Origin of the sequence: Burkholderia aenigmatica (genome assembly GCF_902499175.1) — a bacterium.
GTDB classification, from domain to species: Bacteria; Pseudomonadota; Gammaproteobacteria; order Burkholderiales; family Burkholderiaceae; genus Burkholderia; species Burkholderia aenigmatica.
This window is the reverse complement of record NZ_CABVQC010000016.1, coordinates 114,902-131,637: the sequence shown is the minus strand read 5'-3', so window position 1 is coordinate 131,637 and position 16,736 is coordinate 114,902. Positions and strand designations below refer to the sequence as shown.

The window sequence follows — 16,736 nt, the reverse complement described above, 5'->3', positions numbered from 1 at the left end:
GAGCATGCGCAGCAACGTCGACTTGCCGCAGCCCGAGCTGCCGAGCAGCGCGAACAGCTCGTTCTTCGCGATGGTCAAGTTCACGTTGTCGACGGCCGTGCTGTCGCCGAATTTCTTCTCGACGTTTTCGATGCGCACGAACGCGTCGTTCGGCTTGAGCATGTCCGTCGCGGGGCGATGCATCGCATCAGGTGTACTGAATGAATCCCGTTTCATGATGGTCCGTTTTAAGCAGGTAAGGGAATCTCAGGCGTCAGGCGCAACCGGTCGGGCGGTCGCGCGGTGCTGGCGGAGAGGAATCGAGCGATTCCTCGTCCGGAACGAATGGCGCAACGAAACAGGTGTGAGGGAACGCACGGCGATCGGCAACAATCAGTCGCGACCGGCCGGGGTCGCCGCGCTGCCTGTCATCGGGATTTCATCGGTTTTCATCGGGCTTTCCGCACGTTTCTGTCGTCTCCAGTGCGAATTTTTAAACCCGTCAAAAACCTTTTGGATCGCGGATTTCCGTTCCGGACATTGAACAGGATCGATGTTTGGGGAGGTGAAAAAACGGGGGCACGAGCCAGCCCCGAGCAGCAGCGCGGGCGCCCGGCGGCACGGGCGCCGCCGGGTAAAACGGAGGGTGGGGAAAACGAGCAGCCGGGCGGCTGCCACGCGCGGCCGGTGCGCCGCGCGGATCACGTCACTTCGCGTTCAGTTCCTTCCAGCGCCGGTAGACCTTGATCGCATCGCCGTGCTTCTGCTGCACCATCGGCAACCGGCGCTCGTCGATCGGCTTCGCATATTCGGCATAGAACGTGTCGAGCTCGAAATACCGGCGGTCGTCGCGGTAAAACGGCGCGTAGTCCTCACGCGTCGTGATGTAGATCACGCGCTTCGGGCTGCAGTAGTACAGCGAGCCGAGGCACATCGGGCACGGGCTCGCGAGAATGTAGATCTCGCAGTCGGTCAGGTGCTCGGTGCCGAGCTTGCGGCACGCGTCGCGCACCGCGAGGATCTCGGCGTGCGCGGTCGGGTCGCTCGTCTGCGCGACGAGGTTCGGGCTCTCCGCGACGATCTCGCCGTCGCGGACGATCACCGTCGCGAACGGGCGGCCGCCCTCTTCCACGTTCTTCATCGCAAGATCGATCGTGCGTTTCACAAAATCCATGGCTGCGTCCTCGTTGAAACGGAATGGCGGGCCGTGCGCCGGCCGGCAGCCGACGCACGTCGGGCGAAAACCTGCGCGGCACCGCTGCCGCAGCGCCGCGCGGGCGTCAGAACGGCTTGGTCGGCAGGTACTTGCCGTCGAGCGTGATCACCGCGCGCGACCCGCCTTCGGGATCGTCGACCTTCTTCACGTCGAGCCGGAAATTGATCGCGCTGATGATGCCGTCGCCGAACTTCTCGTGAACGAGTGCCTTCAGCGTCGTGCCGTACACCTGCAGCATTTCGTAGAAGCGGTAAATGGTCGGGTCGGTCGGCACGCGATCGTCGATGCTGCCGCGCAGCGGGATCGTCTGCAGCAGCAGCACCGCGTCGTCGTCGAGGCCGAGCTTGTCGGCAACGTTGCGCGCAGCGTCCGCCGGCAGCGCATGCTGGCCGAGCAGTGCGGCCGTCACGAACGCTTCGCTCAGGCCGGTGCCTTCGGTGAGCTGCGCGAACGACAGGTTCTTGCGCGCCTTCGCGAGCACGACGGTCTCGGCAAGCGCGTGGCGGGCGGTCTGGCTGAACTGGGACTGGATCATGGCAATTCCTCGTGGTGGGGTGGGAGCAATTCAGGCCGCGACGGGCAGCGTCGCGGGCGTCGCGCGGACCTCGGGATGGTCCGCCAGGGAGACGAACCGGCCGGTCGCGCCGTCATGGGCGTCGATGCAGCCCGATTCAATGTCGTAAACCCAGCCGTGCAGCGCGAGCCGCCCTTCTTCGAGCGCGAGCCGCACGGCTGGGTGCGTCTTCAGGTTCGCCAGTTGCGCGACGACGTTCTCGCGCACCATCGAGTCGATCCGCTCGCGTTCGCTGCGATGCGTGCGCGCCTCGTTTACGACCCGCGCGGAATCGGCGTAGCGCAACCAGTGGCCGACGGCCGGCATGTGATCCATGCACTGGCAGGTGGCAATCGCGGTCATCGCGCCGCAATCGGAATGGCCGCAGATCACGATGTCGGTCACGCGCAGCGCGGCCACCGCGTATTCGACCGACGCCGACACGCCGCCCGGCTCGGGGCCATATGAAGGCACGATGTTGCCGGCATTGCGAATCACGAACAGGTCGCCCGGTTCGCGCTGCGTGACGAGTTCGGGCACGAGCCGGCTGTCCGAGCACGAGATGAACAGCGCCCGCGGATTCTGGCTGCGCGCGAGATCGCGGAACAGCGCGGCGCGCGCCGGATACGCATCGCGCTGGAACTTCAGGAAGCCTTCGATGATGTCCTTCATCGCGTGTTCTCCAGTGCAGGTGAAATCGATGAAGGGCAGGTTACGCCGCACTTCCAATAACGTAAAAGACTGATTTATGATCCACCGGATAAGCAAGACTTATAGGAACCGCCATGCTGCTGCGCCATATCCACTACTTCCTGGCCGTCGCCGAGCATCGCAGCTTCACGCGTGCGGCCGCCGCGCTGCATGTGTCGCAGCCCGCGCTGTCCCAGCAGATTCGCCAGCTCGAGGAGACGCTCGGCGCGCAACTGTTCGACCGCACCGGGCGCGTGACGCGGCTGACCGACGCCGGCGACGTGTATTTCCGCTATGCGCGGCAGGCGCTGCACGATCTCGCGGAAGGCCGGCGCGCGATTCACGACGTGCAGGATCTGAGCCGCGGCGCGCTGCGGATCGCGGTCACGCCGACCTTCACGAGCTATCTCGTCGGGCCGCTCGTCGAGGCGTTTCACGGCCGCTACCCGGACGTGTCGCTGTCGGTGCGCGAGATGTCGCAGGAGCGCATCGAGGCGCTGCTCGTCGACGACGAGCTCGATGTCGGCATTGCGTTCGACGAGGTGCAGACGGCGGATATCGAAGCGCAAACGTTGCTGGTCGAAACGCTCGCGCTCGTCGTGAGCCGCCGGCATGCGCTCGCCGCGAAACGCAAGGCCGGGCTGCGTGCGCTGCACGATGCGCCGCTCGTGCTGCTGACGGCCGAGTTCGCGACACGCGTGCAGATCGACCGCTATTTCCGCGAGCACGACGTGCGGCCGCGCGTATTGATGGAGGCCAATTCGCTGGGGGCGGTGATCGAGATTGTGCGCCGCACGAACCTCGCGACGCTGCTGCCCGCGACGATCGCGACCGGGCACGACGATCTCGTCGCCATCGCGCTCGATCCAGCCGTGCTGCGGCGCACGGCCGTGCTGCTGCAGCGCAAGGGCGCGTACCGGAGCGCGGCCGCGCGCGCGTTCGTCGAACTGGCGTTGGCCCACGGCGCGGAGCCAGTCAGGCGCGCGCGATGACCTCGGCCACCGGGGCGCGCATCACGCGCCCGGGCACCGCCAGCAACCGTTCGTCACAAACGATTCGAATCACGGGAACATCGACATGTCGAACCTGATACGCCGCATGACGCTCAACCCGCTTGCCATCGCAACGCTGCTGGTCGGTGCAGCCTGGTGGGTCCATGCACAGACGCGCGCCGACGGCCCGTATCGGGTCGTGGGATTCAACTACACCGATCGTGGCGTCTACAGCTTCGTAGTCGACGGCTTCGGCGCCGGCAGCATGCACGCGCGCCAGTTTGGCGGCGGGGGCGGCACCGTGTGCTGCATGAGCGTGCCGCGCGGCAAGAAAACCTGGCACGTGAGGATCACGTACGATCTGACGCCCGACGAAGACACCCGGAACCAGGCGCCTGAAGTCGTCGAAACCGACGTCGCCGTGCCGGCATTGCCGAACCGGCACGACGGCTATATCGAGTTTCATTTCCTGCCCGGCCGCCAGATCGACGCCCGATGGGTCGCGTACCCGACGATGCCGCGCATGCGCGCCAGCGATTGACCGGGCAGCGGCCGCGTGCGGACGCCACGCGGCCGGCGTTGCATCAGTTCGTCAGTTGTACCCGAGAATCGCCACCGCCGCGACGTCCGGCCGATCGGTCGTATTCCCGACGAGCGACGTCATCGGCTCCTGCAGCACGGCCTGATACGACGTCACGCGCGGCGCTTCCGGCGCGCCCGGCTCATCCAGTGGCGGTTCGTCGAAAGCGGCATCGAAACCACTGTAAAAACCCGGTTGTGTCTGCGAAAAAGTCATCTCCACTCCTTTATCCGATCATGTTTTTGATGTTCTAACCAACCTGCTTCAATACCGCCGCCTGCACCGGCGTGGCGTCGTGCGCGGCCTCCGATCGCGCCAGCTGCGCGCGCGTGCGCCGCGTGATGTGAATCACCGCGAACACGACCGGCGCGATCAGCAGGCCCTCCGCCAGTTCGGGATCGACCGGCAGGTTCATCACGTGCAGCGCCTTGAACGCCGCCGTCGCGAGCGACAGCACGTAGTACGAAATGGCCGCCACCGACAGCCCTTCGACCGCGTGCTGCAGATGAAGCTGATTGCGCGCCGTGCGCTCCATGCCCGCCAGCAGGCGTGTCACGTCCTTTTCCTGCGCGAGATTCACGCGCGTGCGCAGCAGGTCGACCGCCCGCGCGATCCGCGCGGCGATCTGCTCGTGGCGCGCCCATACGCTGCGGCAGGTTTCCATCGCCGGCGCGAAGCGCCGCTCCATGAATTCGGCGATCGTCGGCATCCCTTCGATACGCTCCTCGCGCAGCTCGTGGATACGCGCCAGCACGAGCTTTTCGTACGCACGCGACGCGCTGAAGCGCGCGCCCGATCCCGACAGCGATTCGACCCGCACCGCGAGATGCGTGAGCTTGACGAGCAGTGCCGTGTCGTCGCCGTCGGCGCCGCTCGCGTCCATCCGCTGCATCAGCGTGTGCAGCGCCGCGTGGATCTCGTCGAGCTCGCGGCTCATCCGGCGCGCGACGGGCAACGCCAGCAGCGCCATCATCCGGTAGGTTTCGATTTCATACAGGCGCTGTAGCAGCCGGCCGCCCTGCTCCTCGCGGAAATCCTCGTCGACGACGAGAAAGCGCATGAAGCCGTCGTCGCGCACATGCCAGTCGCAGAACACCTTGCCGCCGCCGAGCACGTTGCTGCCGACGAGCGCGGGGCCGTCGATCCAGCGGCGCAGGTCGCCGCAGACGAGCCGCGCGGCATCGCCCGTCAGCAGCTCCATGCGCACCGCGACGAAGCGGATGCCGGCCAGCCGCGCGAACCACGCGGCCGGTATGCCTTCGATCGCGAGATCGTCGAAGTAGCCGGTGTCGCGACGCGGTGCGACGAACGTGAAGGTCGAGAATTCGGTGTGGCGTTCCCACTTCAGGTGCCAGCCGCTCGGCGACTGCACCGCGTAGTGCGTCGCGCCTTCGTGCGGCACGGCAATGCCGGTATCGCGGCACAGCGCGTGCAACAGCGTTTCGTGGATGTCGGGCTGGCCGTCCGCGTAGATCGCGTAATGCGTGAGCGACACGGCTTCGGCGAGCCGCAGGAACGGCCGGGCATGCAATTCCGCGGCCAGTGCGGCGCGCAACGGATGGTCCATCATCGATACCCCACGCTTTCCTGTTCAGTCCTGCACGCCGGGTTGACCGGCCGGAGCGCCGCGCCGCCCTCGGGCGAAACGTCAGCGTGAGCTCACTATGGCAGACACACAGCAACAATAAAAACGCATAATGCTGATCGTTACGTTCAGTTTTCCTGATACCCATGAAGATGCTCGATCACGACGTGCTGGCCACCGTCGTCGCCGTCGCGGAGACCGGCAACATGACCCGCGCCGCCGAGGCCGTGAACCGCTCGCAGTCGGCCGTGAGCATGCAGATCAAGAGCCTGGAAGACGCGATCGGGCGGCCGCTGTTCGTGCGCAAGCCGCGCAGCATCGTGCTGACGCGCGAGGGCGAGGTGCTGCTGGGATTCGCCAGACGAATGCTGGCGCTGCGCGACGAGGCGTGGGCGGCCGTGGTGCGGCCGGAAGTGACCGGCAAGGTCGTGATCGGCGTGCCGGACGACTATGCGTCGTCGCTGCTGCCGTCGGTCCTGAAGAAATTTTCGGCGACCTACCCGAAGGTCGAGATCCAGGTGATGGGGCTGCCGAGCAGCGCGCTCGCGCCGCTGATCAAGGAAGGCACGGTCGACCTCGTCTGCGGCACGCGGATCAAGGGGCTGTCCGGCGATTTCATCCGCCACGAGCCGATGGCGTGGGCCGCGATGACGAACGGGCCGCGCGTGTGGGAAGAGCGGCCGCTGCCGATCGCGGTGTTCATGCCGGGCAGCGTCGCCCGCGAGAACGCGATCCGCAGCCTCGAACGCGCGAAGGTGCCGTACCGCACCTCCTATGAAAGCCCGAGCCTGCTCGGGCTGCTCAGCATGGTCGAGGCCGGCCTCGCGGTCGCGCCGCTCGCGCGCTGCGCGATTCCCGCGCAACTGTCGATGCTCGGCCGCTCGCACGGGCTGCCCGACCTGCCGCCGCTCGAGCTGATCCTCGCGCGCAGCACGAAATCGAAGCGGCCGCCGTGCGACTTTCTCGCCGAACAGCTGATGGAGGACCTGCAGCGCCAGACCGGGCAGACCGGCGACGCTTGATCAGCGCGTCGCGCCGAATCCGGCCGCGCCCAGCGCCGCGTTGACGTTCGCGGCCACCGCATCGACGAGCGCCTCCAGCGTATCGCCGCGCACCTGCGTACGCTCCGGCGCGACGTGCTCGGTGCGTTGCCAGCCCCACTGCGCGCCCGACGCGACCGACAGCGTCGCGCCGAAGCGGTTGCCGTGGCGGCGGCCAAAGGTGCTCACGCGCCGCTCGGCCACATAGTCCTGTTCAGGCAGACACAGCCGGATCTCGACCGCGACCTGGCCGGGATCGTTGACCCGCGCGGCCGGGTTGACCGTCGGCGCGAACACCTTGCCGATCCGCCAGGTCACGCAGGTTTCCCACGCCGCGAGCGGCCCGCCGGCCGCATCGACCCGTTCGGTGTCGACCGACCATTGATGCCCGTCGGGCACCACGATCGCCTGATGCAGCAGCACTTCGGCCACCCGCACCGTCGTCACGAGCTGACGCGCGAGCTGCTGGCCCGACGGCAGCGACGCCGTCCGTGCGCGGCGGCTTTCCGTCCGCGCGACATGTACTGCTTCCATGAGGTCCATGACCCCTCCGTATTCAGGATCGGCGCCGCGCACGCGATGTCGCACGCATGTCCGCCGTCTGTCGACGGACAGCACGGCGACCGGTAATCGGGCGGCGGATCGGACAAGCCATCCAGGAACGCACAACAACCGTTCCCCGGTTCACCGCGCCTTCGGCCCGATGCGCAAGCGGCGCGCGACCGGCCCGATCACCGCATCGGCCTGCTGCGCGATCAGCATGTGCAGCGTGAAATCCAGGTCTTCCGGCGCAATGTCGAAGTGCACGTGAACCACGTCGCGCACGGCGCGCGCACTGACGACATACACGCCGAGCGGGGAATGCAGCAGCGCCGCGAGGCGGGCGTGCGCGTGTTCGCCGGAGTCGGCCGTCAGCGTGACGGGCAACTGCAGGCGCGGGCGCGGCGGCGGGAATGGAATGACGTTGTTGCGTGTGCCGGCGCGCAACTGGCGGCCGGCGACATTGAAGGCGGGAACGGGATGAATGAAGGTCATGGAGCGGACGGAAGCCGTCTCGGCTGTTCGACACATCCCCAGCTTAGAAGAGACGGCATAAACGTCGTGCAAAAAAACGCGGCGGCGGTGCAAAAAACGGCATGGGGGACTTGACACGTCACCGGCCGGCGGCTGGCCGCGCGTGCGGTGGTCGTGCGCCATGGTTCGCGTCAATCTCGCCGGCGCTCCGGTCGTCCCTGCGGTCGCTCCCGCATTCGTCCCTGCGTTTGTCCCTGCGTTTGTCCCTGCGTTTGTCCCTGCGTTTGTCCCCGCGTTTGTCCCCGCATTCGTCCCTGCGCTTGTCCCTGCGTTCGCCCCGTTACGCCGCGAACGCCTCGAGCGACGCGCGCCGCCGCTCGTCGACCATCGATTCGATCAGCGACACGAGATCGTCGGTCAGCGGATCGCAGATACCGGGCGAACGATGCAGTTCGAGATCGGCCGCCGGCAGCGGCGGCAGCCCGTCCGTCTCGTCGAGCACGCGCCAGTTCTCGGGCAGCGTGCAGCGGTCGATCATCGTCACGGCCGCGCCGTGGTTCACCGCGATCTTGATGCCGGTCGGGCTCTGGCTCGTATAGACGACGTGATACGGCCGCTCGGCCGTCGCCAGCGCCTGCAGCCCGCGCTGCCGGTAGCAGCACGTCTCCGGAAACAGCGCGAGCGGCACCGACGCCGGCGGATCAAGCGCGAAATCCCGGTGCGCGGCCCATACGACGTCGTGGCGGCCGAGCAGCCGCCCGCCCGCGTTCGGCCCGTGCCGCACGACGAGCGCGACGTCGAGCTCGCCGGCCTGCAGCCGTTCGAGCAATTCGAGCGACGTGCGGCAATGCACGTGAAAGCGCGCGCCCGGCCGCATCGCATAGAACGACTTCAGCAGGTCGGGCAGCCACAGCTCCGCGTAATCCTCGGGCAACCCGAAGCGCACGACGCCGCGGTCGCTGCTCGCCTGCTTCAGCGCGAGGATCGCGTCGTTCTGCACCTGGATGATCCGGCGCGCGTGAATCAGGAAATTCTCGCCGTCGCGCGACAGCTCGAGCCGCCGGCTGTTACGCATGAACAGGTGCGTGTCGAGCCGCTCCTCGAGCGTGCGGATGCGCAGGCTGATCGTCGATTGCGTGCGATGCAGTTGCCGGGCCGCCGCGGTGAAGCCGCCGCTCTCGACCACCGCGACGAATGCCCGGATCAGCTCCGGATCGAGCGAACTGAGCTTCGACCAATCGGGCCTTTGAATGGCAGCCATCGGAATTACTCGCTTTCGAAAAAAGAAGGGAAGACGAAAGATAGGGCTCGGAGTACGCCGATTGTTGTCCAGATGCGCCCGGCGCTCCAACCCCTGCCCGGGTATGACAAACCCGGAGCCGGTACGCGAATGCCCACCCGCCGATCCCGCCCCGCCCGCCGTCACGACAACGGCCGAGGCCCGCCCGGCGGGCATTCGCGTGCCGGGCCCAGGGCTTTCCCGGAGACGACGAAAACTCATAGCCCGATCAGAAAACATCGATTCACCGGCCGTGCCGCGGCCCACCACAATCGCCTCACACCCAACCTCATCGACGAGACACCGCAATGACCGCACCCCAACCCAGGCAGCTTTACATCGGCGAAGGCTTCGAAGGCCCCGGCGTCAACCTCGCGCACATCAACGTGCTGGTCGGCCCGCGCAACGGCCCGGCGGGCCAGGCGTTTGCCACCGCACTCGCGACGCCGTCGGCCGGCCATGCACCGTTCGTCGTGATCGCGCAGCCTGGCGTGCCGACCAAGCCGCTCACGCTGTACGTGAACAAGGCGCAGATCGCCAGCGATTTCCACGGCAATGCCACCTGGGGCGCATCGCAGGCCGGCATCGCGAAGGCCGTGGCCGAAGCACTCGAGAACGGCACGCTGCCGCCCGAAGCGGAGAACGACTGGGTCGTCGTGTCGGCGAACTGGGTGAACCCGCAGACCGACGATCTCGACGCCGTGTTCGAGAACAACTATCGCGCGTGCCGCAATGCGATCGTCGCCGCGATGGAAGGGCTGCCGCATCGCGACGCGGTGTTCGCCGCCGCACGCGACGTGTCGAACCCGTTCTACACCCCGAAGAAACACTGACGACGACAAGCGGCCGACACACGGCCGCACCTGGAGGAAACATGGAATACGTCCGCCTCGGCCAGTCCGGCCTGAAGGTGTCCCGCCTGTGTCTCGGCACGATGAACATGGGCACCCCCGAATGGAAGCCCTGGATCTTCGATGAAGCGCAGAGCGAGCCGATCGTGCGCCGCGCACTCGACGCCGGCGTGAACTTCATCGATCTCGCGGATTTCTATTCGACGGGCGTCGGCGAGGAAGTGGTCGGCCGCATCCTGAAGCGCAACGCGCGCCGCGAGGAGCTCGTCGTGACGACCAAGGTCGGCTACGACATGGGTAGCGATCCGAATGCAGGCGGCCATTCGCGCAAGCACGTGCTCGACGGCATCGACGGGTCGCTCAGGCGCCTCGGGATGGATTACGTCGACATCTTCATGCTGCACTTCTTCGACGTGAACACACCCGTCGAGGAAACGATGAGCACGCTGCACGACATCGTGCGGGCTGGCAAGGCGCGCTATATCGGCGTATCGACGATGTACACGTGGCAGTTCGCAAAGATCATGCAGGCCTGCGAACGAAATGGCTGGGACAAGCCGATCAACATGCAGCTGCAGCTGAACCTCGCGTATCGCGAGGAAGAGCGCGAGATGGTGCCGTACTGCATCGACCAGGGCGTCGGCGTATCGGTGTTCAGCCCGCTCGCGCGCGGCCTGCTCACCTGCGAGCCGCAATCGACGCGCAACCAGACCGACTTCTTCACCGCGCAGATGTACGGCGATGCGTCGTCGCTCGCGATCGCTGAATCGGTCGCGAAGGTCGCGAAGCGCCGCGGCGTGCCGCCCGCGCAGATCGCGCAGGCTTGGGTGCTGAGCCGCCCCGGCATCGCGAGCATGCTGGTCGGCGCGGATTCCGTCGCACAGTTCGACAGCGCGCTCGGCGCGCTCGAAACGCAGCTCACCGAAGAAGAGCTGCACGAGCTGGAACGCAACTACACGCCGTGCGACCTGATCAACGACTACACGGCCGGCAAGCGCATCGCGCGCGCGTCGCGTCCGGCGCAAGGCAGTTTCGCGGCGGACTGAGGCACTGAGGCTCCGAGGCATTGAAGGAACGACACACAATGAACGAATTTCTGAGGACCGGCCATTACATCGGCGGTGAATGGCACGACGCGCACGGCGCGAGCGACGCGACCTACGCGGTGCTGAATCCGGCGACCGGCGAAACCATCGCGAAGGTGGCGAAGGGCGGCGCCGACGACGCGCAGCGCGCGATCGACGCCGCCGCGCGCGCGCTTCCGGCATGGCGCGCGCTGACCGCCAAGGAACGCGGCGCCCGCGTGAAGCGCTGGGGTGAGCTGATGCTCGAACATCGCGATGCGCTCGCCGAGCTGCTGACGCGCGAGCAAGGCAAGCCGCTCGCCGAAGCGCGCGGCGAAGTCGCGTACGCGGCGAGCTTTCTCGAATGGTTCGCGGAAGAAGCGAAGCGCATGTATGGCGACGTGATCCCGAGCCCGAAGCCGAATGCGCAGATCGTCGTTACGCGCGAACCGGTCGGTGTCGTCGCGGCGATCACGCCGTGGAATTTCCCGCTCGCGATGATCACGCGCAAGGCCGGCCCCGCGCTCGCGGCCGGCTGCACGATGGTGCTGAAGCCGTCCGAGGAAACGCCGCTGTCGGCGTTCGCGCTCGCGGTGCTCGCCGAGCGTGCGGGCGTGCCGGCCGGCGTGTTCAACGTCGTGTCGGGCGACGCGGTGGCGATCGGCGAAGCGCTCACGCATTCGTCCGTCGTGCGCAAGCTGTCGTTCACGGGCTCGACGCGGGTCGGCAAGCTGCTCGCGAAGCAGTCGGCCGACACGCTGAAGAAGCTGTCGCTCGAACTCGGCGGCAACGCACCGTTCATCGTGTTCGACGATGCCGATCTCGATGCGGCGGTCGAGGGCGCGATCGCGTCGAAGTTCCGCAATACCGGCCAGACCTGCGTATGCGTGAACCGCTTTCTCGTGCAGGACGGCGTGTACGACGCGTTCACGCGCAAGCTCGCGGACGCCGTGCGCAAGCTGCGCGTCGGCAACGCGCTCGCGGGTGAAGTCGACCAGGGGCCGCTGATCAACGCGGCGGCGCTCGGCAAGGTCGAGCGGCACGTGGCCGACGCCACCGCGAAGGGCGCGCACGCGCTCACCGGCGGCAAGCGTCACGCGCTCGGCGGCACGTTCTACGAGCCGACCGTGCTGACCGGCATGACGGCCGACATGCTGATCGCCGAAGAGGAAACCTTCGGCCCCGTCGCCGGCTGCTTCCGCTTCGCGACCGAAGACGAAGCCGTGGCCGCGGCCAACGACACGCCGCTCGGGCTGTCCGCGTACTTCTACACGCGCGACCTCGGCCGGGCATGGCGCGTGTCGGGTGCGCTGGAGAGCGGGATGGTCGGCGTCAACGACGGGATCATCTCGACCGAAGTCGCGCCGTTCGGCGGCGTCAAGCAGTCGGGGCTCGGCCGCGAAGGCTCGAAGTACGGTCTCGACGAATACGTGGAACTCAAGTACACGCTGATGGCCGGCCTCGGCCGCTGACCACCGGCCGCTCCCCGCGGTCGATCCGCGCCGCGCGCCGCCCGGCCGCGCGGCGCCTCGCACAGCGCGTGCGGCGGCGTTCCGCCCGCGCGCGCCGCTGCACGCCCGATAACAATCCAGGAGGCAGCTTGACTCAAGCCAACGTTCCATCCGGCACAGCGCGCGCATTGCCGCTGTCGCGTGGCGCCGATGCGCCGCACCGCCCCGTCGCGCTCGACGACGTGCCGCTCAACCGTTTCCACGTGAAGATCGCGGGCCTGACGTTCGGCGCGCATTTCACCGAGGGCTACACGCTCGGCACGATCGGCTACGCACTGGCCGCGCTTGGCAGGCAGATGCCGATCGACGCGTTCTGGATGGGGATGATCGGCAGCTCGGCGCTGATCGGCATCTTCTTCGGCAGCCTCGTGTTCGGCTGGCTGTCCGACCGGATGGGCCGGCAGAAGATCTTCCTGACGAGCTTCGTGATCATCACGGCGGCCGCATTCGCGCAGTTCTTCGTCACGTCGCCGCTCGAACTGTGTGTGCTGCGCGTGCTGATCGGCTTCGGGATGGGCGGCGACTTCACGGTCGGCCACGCAATCCTCGCCGAATTCTCGCCGCGAAAGCATCGCGGTGCGCTGCTCGGCTCGTTCAGCGTGATCTGGACGATCGGCTATGTGGCCGCGAACGTGCTTGGCCTTGCGTACAGCGACGCCACACCCGATGCATGGCGCTGGCTGCTCGCGTCGGCTGCGTTGCCTGCGCTGATCGTGCTGGTGCTGCGGATCGGCACGCCCGAATCGCCGCGCTGGCTGCTCGGCAAGGGGCGCGTGCAGGAGGCGCGCGCGATCGTCGCGAAGCATTTCGGGCCGCACGTCATGCTCGACGGTTCGACCGAGCCCCATGCGCACGGCGGCTTCGCGCGGCTGTTCCAGCGCGACCTGATCCGCCGCACGGTTTTCAACTGCGCGTTCTTCGTGTGTCTCGTGATTCCGTATTTCGCGATCTACACGTTCCTGCCGACGATCCTGAAGACGATCGGCCTCGCCGAAGGTTTCGGCGCCGACCTGCTGCTGAACGCGTTTCTCGTGCTCGGCGCGCTGATCGGCATCTGGCTGACGATCCGGCTGTCGCGGCGCGGCTTCCTGATCGGCTCGTTTGCGGTAACGTGCGCGTCGCTCGTCGCGCTGGCGGTGCTGCCGTCGTCGGCGGCCCTCTCGATGATCGTCGCGTTCGCGGTCTTCACGCTAACGATGTCGGCGTTCAGCAACCTCGTCGGCGTGTTCCCGCCCGAGTGCTTTCCGACCGAGGTGCGCGCCAGCGGCGTGGGTCTCGCGATCGCGTGCAGCCGGCTCGGTTCGGCGATCGGCACGTTCCTGCTGCCGGCCGGCATCGCGACGCTCGGCTTTCACGCAACGATGTTCGCGCTCGCGGGCGTGCTGCTGGTGGGAATGATCGTGTCGATCGCGTGGGCGCCGGAGACGAAGCATCTGACGCTGGAGGAGGCGTCGGGGCATTGACCAGGGTGGCGGGTTGCGTGACCGCCTGCTTTATTGCTTGCGCTCAAGCGCTTTCGCATCGACCCACCGCCGATACGCCGCGGCAATGCTGCGCTCGATTCGGACGAACCCGGCAGGCCGGGTTCGTTCATTCCGCGCGCGAGGCGATGCGCACGTTCGCTCAGAACAGGATCGACGCGTAGTCCCGCGCGCCGTGCAGGACGTGAAGAATGTCGATCCGCGTCGGCGGATCGCCGACGACCCGATAGAAGATCTGGTAGTTGCCGTACACGCGGTGCCGCACGCCGTGACGCTCGAAGCGCGGAACCAGCGGAAACGCCAGCGGCATCGCGGCCAGACTCAGGCAGTTATCGCGAATCTCCCGCACGAATGTCACGGCACGTTGCGGGTTGTCGCGTGCGATGTAATCCGCGATCGCTTCGAGTTCGGCAATCGCAAAATCGGACAGGCACACGGTCAGGCCTGCCGATCCGCCTGGGCCCGATACTTCGCCTCGAGACGATCGAAGACTTCCGCCGCGTCGGCGCCGCGTCCGGCTTCCGCATCGGACAGGCTGCGCGCGATCACCGCGTCCAGTGCATTCAGTTGCGCTTCGCGATCCTGGATCAGACGTACACCTTCGCGTAGCACTTCGCTCTTGGATCCGTAGCGCCCCGATTCGACCAGCTTCGCGACGTAAGTCTCCAGTTGCTGCCCCAGTTCCGCGCTGATCATGTCGCCCTCCCGACCGGATTGAATTCGATCCATCAAGCGTATCCCGGTTATCAACTATTATCAACAAAACGATCTCCGGGCGGATCGGCGTGAATGCTTTCACGACCGATCGGGCGGATGGACGGAACGGGACGCGCATCAGGCAGGCGGCTGCGGCGCCGGCATTCATCCGGTTTTCGCGTTCACTCGTGTAGCCTTACCGGACCCTCACCGCGCGGACACCGATCATGATTGAAGACATCGTCACGCCACAACCCAGCCTGAAGGTCTACCCGTCCGACGCCGACGTGTTTGCCGAGCCCGGTTCGGCATTGGCGCGCCACCTGCATCCGCTCGTGTCGATCGACCTGTCGGCGGTCAATCCGTCGTGGGAGGGCTGGATCCACCTGCTCAGCCCCGTCGAACCGTACGACGGGCTCGTCGGGCAGGACACGGCCGCGTACCACAACGACTATCTGCGCGCGAACTGGATCGGGTTCCGGCTCGACGACAACAACCGCTACACGCTGCTTGGCGACCTGCGCTACTTCTATCTGGAAAACCCGCCCGGCGCGCATGACGCGGGCTATCGCGAGGAACTGGAAGCGCACTACGCCGAGCAACAGGCCAGCATCGAAACCGCGCGCCAGCGGTTCGCCGAATACGGCGTGCTCTACTCGTCCAACCAGTACGCGCCGGACGAGCGCGATTTCAGCCAGGAAAAGCCGTGCAACCTGATCGACCAGCTCGGTGGAACGGTCGGCTGGGGCAACTGGTCGGGCACCTCGGATTTTCCGATCGACGACAGCGATCCCGACAACATCCGGCCGATCGGCCCCGACGGTGCGCGCTTTCGCTTCGTCGCCGGCGTGACGGGATGGGAATATCGCGCGATGGGGGCGGACTGGATTCTGCTGTTTTACGAGCCGGTCAGCCGCGTGGCGCTGCTGACGTTCGACTGGTCGTAACGCGGGCGGGACGGGGCGGCCGCTCCGTCTCGTGATTGGCCGTTTGGCGGACTCTGCCAGTCGGATTGGCGTCGATATGCTGGGGGCTTTCCATTCATTGCCGGAAGCCATGCCCGCTCCAACTGTCGATCTCGGTCACGTTCTGCCGTACGAGACGACGTACTTCGACGATCGGCTCGAGGTCGATCGAAACGATCTCGATATTTCCGCGTTGCTTGGGGTAAGCGGCAACGTCCCCGACGAACTGCTCGTTTCGTTGTGCGGAGCGCCCGCCGGGTCGGACATTCAAACCTATCTCGACAGCAGAGGCCGGTTGACGTTCTCGGTCACGAACCCCACCTGGATCCGATCCGAAAACCGCGTATCGGTCCGTCGAGAATCGGACACATCCCTACTCGAACTCAAGACAATCGATCTCGTCGATAACGCAGTCGCGGGACTCGGCGCGACGATGCTGTGGCGGATCGTCAGGGCGTCCGATAAGTTGGGGATCAGCCGAATCATTGCATTCGCAGCGGGGGGCCGGAAGGCAGCGCCCAAACCGGGCGGGCGCCAGCTATTCGGGTACTACGCATGGCCACGGTTCGGCTTCGACGCGCCCATTCCCGACAGGTGCGGCGATGAAGCAGCGCTGTTCCAGTATTTCCAGGGACACCCGGTCGGTCTTGCCGACGGATCGCTCCGGTCGCTGCGTGCGCTCTATGCAACGCGATTCGGGCGGGATTTCTGGCGCGTAGCGGGATCACATCGCTGGATGACATTCGACGTCACACCGCACGGCATGTCCGTGCAGGCGCTGCAACGATACTTGATCGAAAAGGGGATTTACGAATGAACACAAAGCACACGCCGATCGCCGGATTCCGGATCACGCGCCCCACGGCGAAGCGCGGCCGGCCGTCGAGCCGGCATCGTCTCGCCCTCAGCGCCGAAGCTAGGCATCTCCTCGATGCGCTGGTCGCAACCGAACTTCATCACAGCCTGGCGCGCGTCATGCACAAGTCCGCCGTCGGGCACGACACTCGGCCGGTCGACATGCCGGTATCCCCGCCGCGACGCGCCGTCTTCAACGTCGGGCGTATCGATCTCTCGAAGTGCCTGTTGCCGGTCGAATCAATCGCCGACATAGAAGCCTGGGGGCGCCGGGAAACACTCATGCACTTCGGGCACGACCCCGACCGGTAGCCCGCGGCAATGGAACGCAACCGCGCGGCTCGGTTCAACGACGATCTAGCCAGTCTTCAGTTCGTAACGATCT

The 16,736-nt window shown here is 66.5% G+C and carries 22 protein-coding genes; 11 read left to right on the top strand and 11 right to left on the bottom strand.

Annotated elements, in window-relative coordinates; translation table 11 throughout:
* The coding region (locus BDO18943_RS14255) for an ATP-binding cassette domain-containing protein (RefSeq protein ID WP_235996033.1) at positions 1–183 on the bottom strand (183 nt) is incomplete at its 3' end.
* 31 nt (positions 184–214) lie between these two features.
* On the opposite strand from BDO18943_RS14255, the gene BDO18943_RS14250 reads away from it, so the two are divergent.
* On the top strand, positions 215–523 hold the full coding sequence (locus BDO18943_RS14250) for a hypothetical protein (RefSeq protein WP_175022802.1): 309 nt from the start codon (positions 215–217) through the stop codon (positions 521–523).
* Between the two features lie 162 nt (positions 524–685).
* On the opposite strand, the gene BDO18943_RS14245 is transcribed toward BDO18943_RS14250, so the two are convergent.
* The 3 genes from BDO18943_RS14245 to BDO18943_RS14235 form a co-directional block, all read right to left on the bottom strand.
* On the bottom strand, positions 686–1,153 hold the full coding sequence (locus BDO18943_RS14245; RefSeq protein ID WP_175022801.1) for a nucleoside deaminase: 468 nt from the start codon (positions 1,151–1,153) through the stop codon (positions 686–688).
* Between the two features lie 106 nt (positions 1,154–1,259).
* Positions 1,260–1,730 carry a cyanase gene (cynS, locus tag BDO18943_RS14240; RefSeq protein ID WP_175022800.1) on the bottom strand — a complete coding sequence of 157 codons (471 nt, stop codon included), beginning with the start codon at positions 1,728–1,730 and terminating at the stop codon, positions 1,260–1,262.
* Between the two features lie 30 nt (positions 1,731–1,760).
* Positions 1,761–2,420, bottom strand: a complete 660-nt coding sequence (locus BDO18943_RS14235; RefSeq protein ID WP_175022799.1) for a carbonic anhydrase — start codon at positions 2,418–2,420, stop codon at positions 1,761–1,763.
* Positions 2,421–2,533: 113 nt separating this feature from the next.
* Here BDO18943_RS14235 and cynR point away from each other — a divergent pair, with 113 nt between their 5' ends.
* Positions 2,534–3,430 carry a transcriptional regulator CynR gene (gene cynR, locus BDO18943_RS14230; RefSeq protein WP_175022798.1) on the top strand — a complete coding sequence of 299 codons (897 nt, stop codon included), beginning with the start codon at positions 2,534–2,536 and terminating at the stop codon, positions 3,428–3,430.
* A gap of 85 nt (positions 3,431–3,515) precedes the next feature.
* Positions 3,516–3,971: a DUF3304 domain-containing protein gene (locus tag BDO18943_RS14225; RefSeq protein ID WP_175022797.1), complete on the top strand. Its 456-nt coding sequence runs from the start codon at positions 3,516–3,518 to the stop codon at positions 3,969–3,971.
* 51 nt (positions 3,972–4,022) lie between these two features.
* Here BDO18943_RS14225 and BDO18943_RS14220 read toward each other — a convergent pair whose 3' ends face one another.
* On the bottom strand, positions 4,023–4,226 hold the full coding sequence (locus tag BDO18943_RS14220; protein ID WP_175022796.1) for a hypothetical protein: 204 nt from the start codon (positions 4,224–4,226) through the stop codon (positions 4,023–4,025).
* A gap of 34 nt (positions 4,227–4,260) precedes the next feature.
* Complete coding sequence (locus tag BDO18943_RS14215; protein WP_175022795.1) at positions 4,261–5,580, bottom strand: DUF3422 family protein; 1,320 nt, start codon at positions 5,578–5,580, stop codon at positions 4,261–4,263.
* 161 nt (positions 5,581–5,741) lie between these two features.
* Between BDO18943_RS14215 and BDO18943_RS14210 the strand changes: the two genes are divergently transcribed.
* A complete protein-coding gene (locus BDO18943_RS14210; RefSeq protein WP_006485479.1) occupies positions 5,742–6,617 on the top strand; it encodes a LysR family transcriptional regulator in 876 nt (291 codons plus the stop codon).
* On the opposite strand, the gene BDO18943_RS14205 is transcribed toward BDO18943_RS14210, so the two are convergent.
* The 3 genes from BDO18943_RS14205 to BDO18943_RS14195 all read right to left on the bottom strand — a co-directional run bounded on the left by BDO18943_RS14205 (position 6,618) and on the right by BDO18943_RS14195 (position 8,910).
* Entirely contained in the window at positions 6,618–7,178 is a 561-nt protein-coding gene (locus tag BDO18943_RS14205; RefSeq protein WP_175022794.1) for a hypothetical protein, read from the bottom strand. It lies immediately after the preceding gene.
* 141 nt (positions 7,179–7,319) lie between these two features.
* Positions 7,320–7,670 carry a hypothetical protein gene (locus BDO18943_RS14200; protein WP_175022812.1) on the bottom strand — a complete coding sequence of 117 codons (351 nt, stop codon included), beginning with the start codon at positions 7,668–7,670 and terminating at the stop codon, positions 7,320–7,322.
* Between the two features lie 319 nt (positions 7,671–7,989).
* Positions 7,990–8,910 carry a LysR family transcriptional regulator gene (locus BDO18943_RS14195; protein WP_175022793.1) on the bottom strand — a complete coding sequence of 307 codons (921 nt, stop codon included), beginning with the start codon at positions 8,908–8,910 and terminating at the stop codon, positions 7,990–7,992.
* 326 nt (positions 8,911–9,236) lie between these two features.
* Here BDO18943_RS14195 and fae point away from each other — a divergent pair, with 326 nt between their 5' ends.
* The 4 genes from fae to BDO18943_RS14175 all read left to right on the top strand — a co-directional run bounded on the left by fae (position 9,237) and on the right by BDO18943_RS14175 (position 13,817).
* The gene (gene fae, locus BDO18943_RS14190; protein ID WP_175022792.1) at positions 9,237–9,761 is read left to right on the top strand and encodes a formaldehyde-activating enzyme; all 525 of its coding nucleotides are present in this window, start codon (positions 9,237–9,239) and stop codon (positions 9,759–9,761) included.
* Between the two features lie 41 nt (positions 9,762–9,802).
* A complete protein-coding gene (locus BDO18943_RS14185) occupies positions 9,803–10,825 on the top strand; it encodes an aldo/keto reductase (RefSeq protein ID WP_175022791.1) in 1,023 nt (340 codons plus the stop codon).
* A gap of 38 nt (positions 10,826–10,863) precedes the next feature.
* A complete protein-coding gene (locus BDO18943_RS14180) occupies positions 10,864–12,315 on the top strand; it encodes an NAD-dependent succinate-semialdehyde dehydrogenase (RefSeq protein ID WP_175022790.1) in 1,452 nt (483 codons plus the stop codon).
* A gap of 167 nt (positions 12,316–12,482) precedes the next feature.
* Positions 12,483–13,817 carry an MFS transporter gene (locus tag BDO18943_RS14175; protein ID WP_235996032.1) on the top strand — a complete coding sequence of 445 codons (1,335 nt, stop codon included), beginning with the start codon at positions 12,483–12,485 and terminating at the stop codon, positions 13,815–13,817.
* A gap of 160 nt (positions 13,818–13,977) precedes the next feature.
* Here BDO18943_RS14175 and BDO18943_RS14170 read toward each other — a convergent pair whose 3' ends face one another.
* Both BDO18943_RS14170 and BDO18943_RS14165 read right to left on the bottom strand, forming a co-directional pair.
* On the bottom strand, positions 13,978–14,271 hold the full coding sequence (locus tag BDO18943_RS14170) for a type II toxin-antitoxin system RelE/ParE family toxin (protein WP_205187834.1): 294 nt from the start codon (positions 14,269–14,271) through the stop codon (positions 13,978–13,980).
* 2 nt (positions 14,272–14,273) lie between these two features.
* Positions 14,274–14,531 carry a type II toxin-antitoxin system ParD family antitoxin gene (locus tag BDO18943_RS14165; protein WP_011356420.1) on the bottom strand — a complete coding sequence of 86 codons (258 nt, stop codon included), beginning with the start codon at positions 14,529–14,531 and terminating at the stop codon, positions 14,274–14,276.
* 227 nt (positions 14,532–14,758) lie between these two features.
* Here BDO18943_RS14165 and BDO18943_RS14160 point away from each other — a divergent pair, with 227 nt between their 5' ends.
* The 3 genes from BDO18943_RS14160 (at position 14,759) to BDO18943_RS14150 (ending at position 16,663) form a co-directional block, all read left to right on the top strand.
* On the top strand, positions 14,759–15,478 hold the full coding sequence (locus BDO18943_RS14160; RefSeq protein WP_175022788.1) for a hypothetical protein: 720 nt from the start codon (positions 14,759–14,761) through the stop codon (positions 15,476–15,478).
* Between the two features lie 76 nt (positions 15,479–15,554).
* Entirely contained in the window at positions 15,555–16,313 is a 759-nt protein-coding gene (locus BDO18943_RS14155; RefSeq protein WP_175022787.1) for a hypothetical protein, read from the top strand.
* Positions 16,310–16,663, top strand: a complete 354-nt coding sequence (locus BDO18943_RS14150) for a hypothetical protein (RefSeq protein ID WP_175022786.1) — start codon at positions 16,310–16,312, stop codon at positions 16,661–16,663. Before BDO18943_RS14155 ends, BDO18943_RS14150 begins: the two co-directional genes overlap by 4 nt.
* The last annotated feature ends 73 nt before the right edge of the window (positions 16,664–16,736 follow it).

Coding starts and splice junctions, on each gene's coding strand:
- BDO18943_RS14250 (WP_175022802.1), top strand. CDS start 215: ATGATGGTCCGTTTTAAGCAGGTAAGGGAATCTCAGGCGTCAGGCGCA.
- BDO18943_RS14245 (WP_175022801.1), bottom strand. CDS start 1,153: ATGGATTTTGTGAAACGCACGATCGATCTTGCGATGAAGAACGTGGAA.
- cynS (WP_175022800.1), bottom strand. CDS start 1,730: ATGATCCAGTCCCAGTTCAGCCAGACCGCCCGCCACGCGCTTGCCGAG.
- BDO18943_RS14235 (WP_175022799.1), bottom strand. CDS start 2,420: ATGAAGGACATCATCGAAGGCTTCCTGAAGTTCCAGCGCGATGCGTAT.
- cynR (WP_175022798.1), top strand. CDS start 2,534: ATGCTGCTGCGCCATATCCACTACTTCCTGGCCGTCGCCGAGCATCGC.
- BDO18943_RS14225 (WP_175022797.1), top strand. CDS start 3,516: ATGTCGAACCTGATACGCCGCATGACGCTCAACCCGCTTGCCATCGCA.
- BDO18943_RS14220 (WP_175022796.1), bottom strand. CDS start 4,226: ATGACTTTTTCGCAGACACAACCGGGTTTTTACAGTGGTTTCGATGCC.
- BDO18943_RS14215 (WP_175022795.1), bottom strand. CDS start 5,580: ATGATGGACCATCCGTTGCGCGCCGCACTGGCCGCGGAATTGCATGCC.
- BDO18943_RS14210 (WP_006485479.1), top strand. CDS start 5,742: ATGAAGATGCTCGATCACGACGTGCTGGCCACCGTCGTCGCCGTCGCG.
- BDO18943_RS14205 (WP_175022794.1), bottom strand. CDS start 7,178: ATGGACCTCATGGAAGCAGTACATGTCGCGCGGACGGAAAGCCGCCGC.
- BDO18943_RS14200 (WP_175022812.1), bottom strand. CDS start 7,670: ATGACCTTCATTCATCCCGTTCCCGCCTTCAATGTCGCCGGCCGCCAG.
- BDO18943_RS14195 (WP_175022793.1), bottom strand. CDS start 8,910: ATGGCTGCCATTCAAAGGCCCGATTGGTCGAAGCTCAGTTCGCTCGAT.
- fae (WP_175022792.1), top strand. CDS start 9,237: ATGACCGCACCCCAACCCAGGCAGCTTTACATCGGCGAAGGCTTCGAA.
- BDO18943_RS14185 (WP_175022791.1), top strand. CDS start 9,803: ATGGAATACGTCCGCCTCGGCCAGTCCGGCCTGAAGGTGTCCCGCCTG.
- BDO18943_RS14180 (WP_175022790.1), top strand. CDS start 10,864: ATGAACGAATTTCTGAGGACCGGCCATTACATCGGCGGTGAATGGCAC.
- BDO18943_RS14165 (WP_011356420.1), bottom strand. CDS start 14,531: ATGATCAGCGCGGAACTGGGGCAGCAACTGGAGACTTACGTCGCGAAG.
- BDO18943_RS14160 (WP_175022788.1), top strand. CDS start 14,759: ATGATTGAAGACATCGTCACGCCACAACCCAGCCTGAAGGTCTACCCG.
- BDO18943_RS14155 (WP_175022787.1), top strand. CDS start 15,555: ATGCTGGGGGCTTTCCATTCATTGCCGGAAGCCATGCCCGCTCCAACT.
- BDO18943_RS14150 (WP_175022786.1), top strand. CDS start 16,310: ATGAACACAAAGCACACGCCGATCGCCGGATTCCGGATCACGCGCCCC.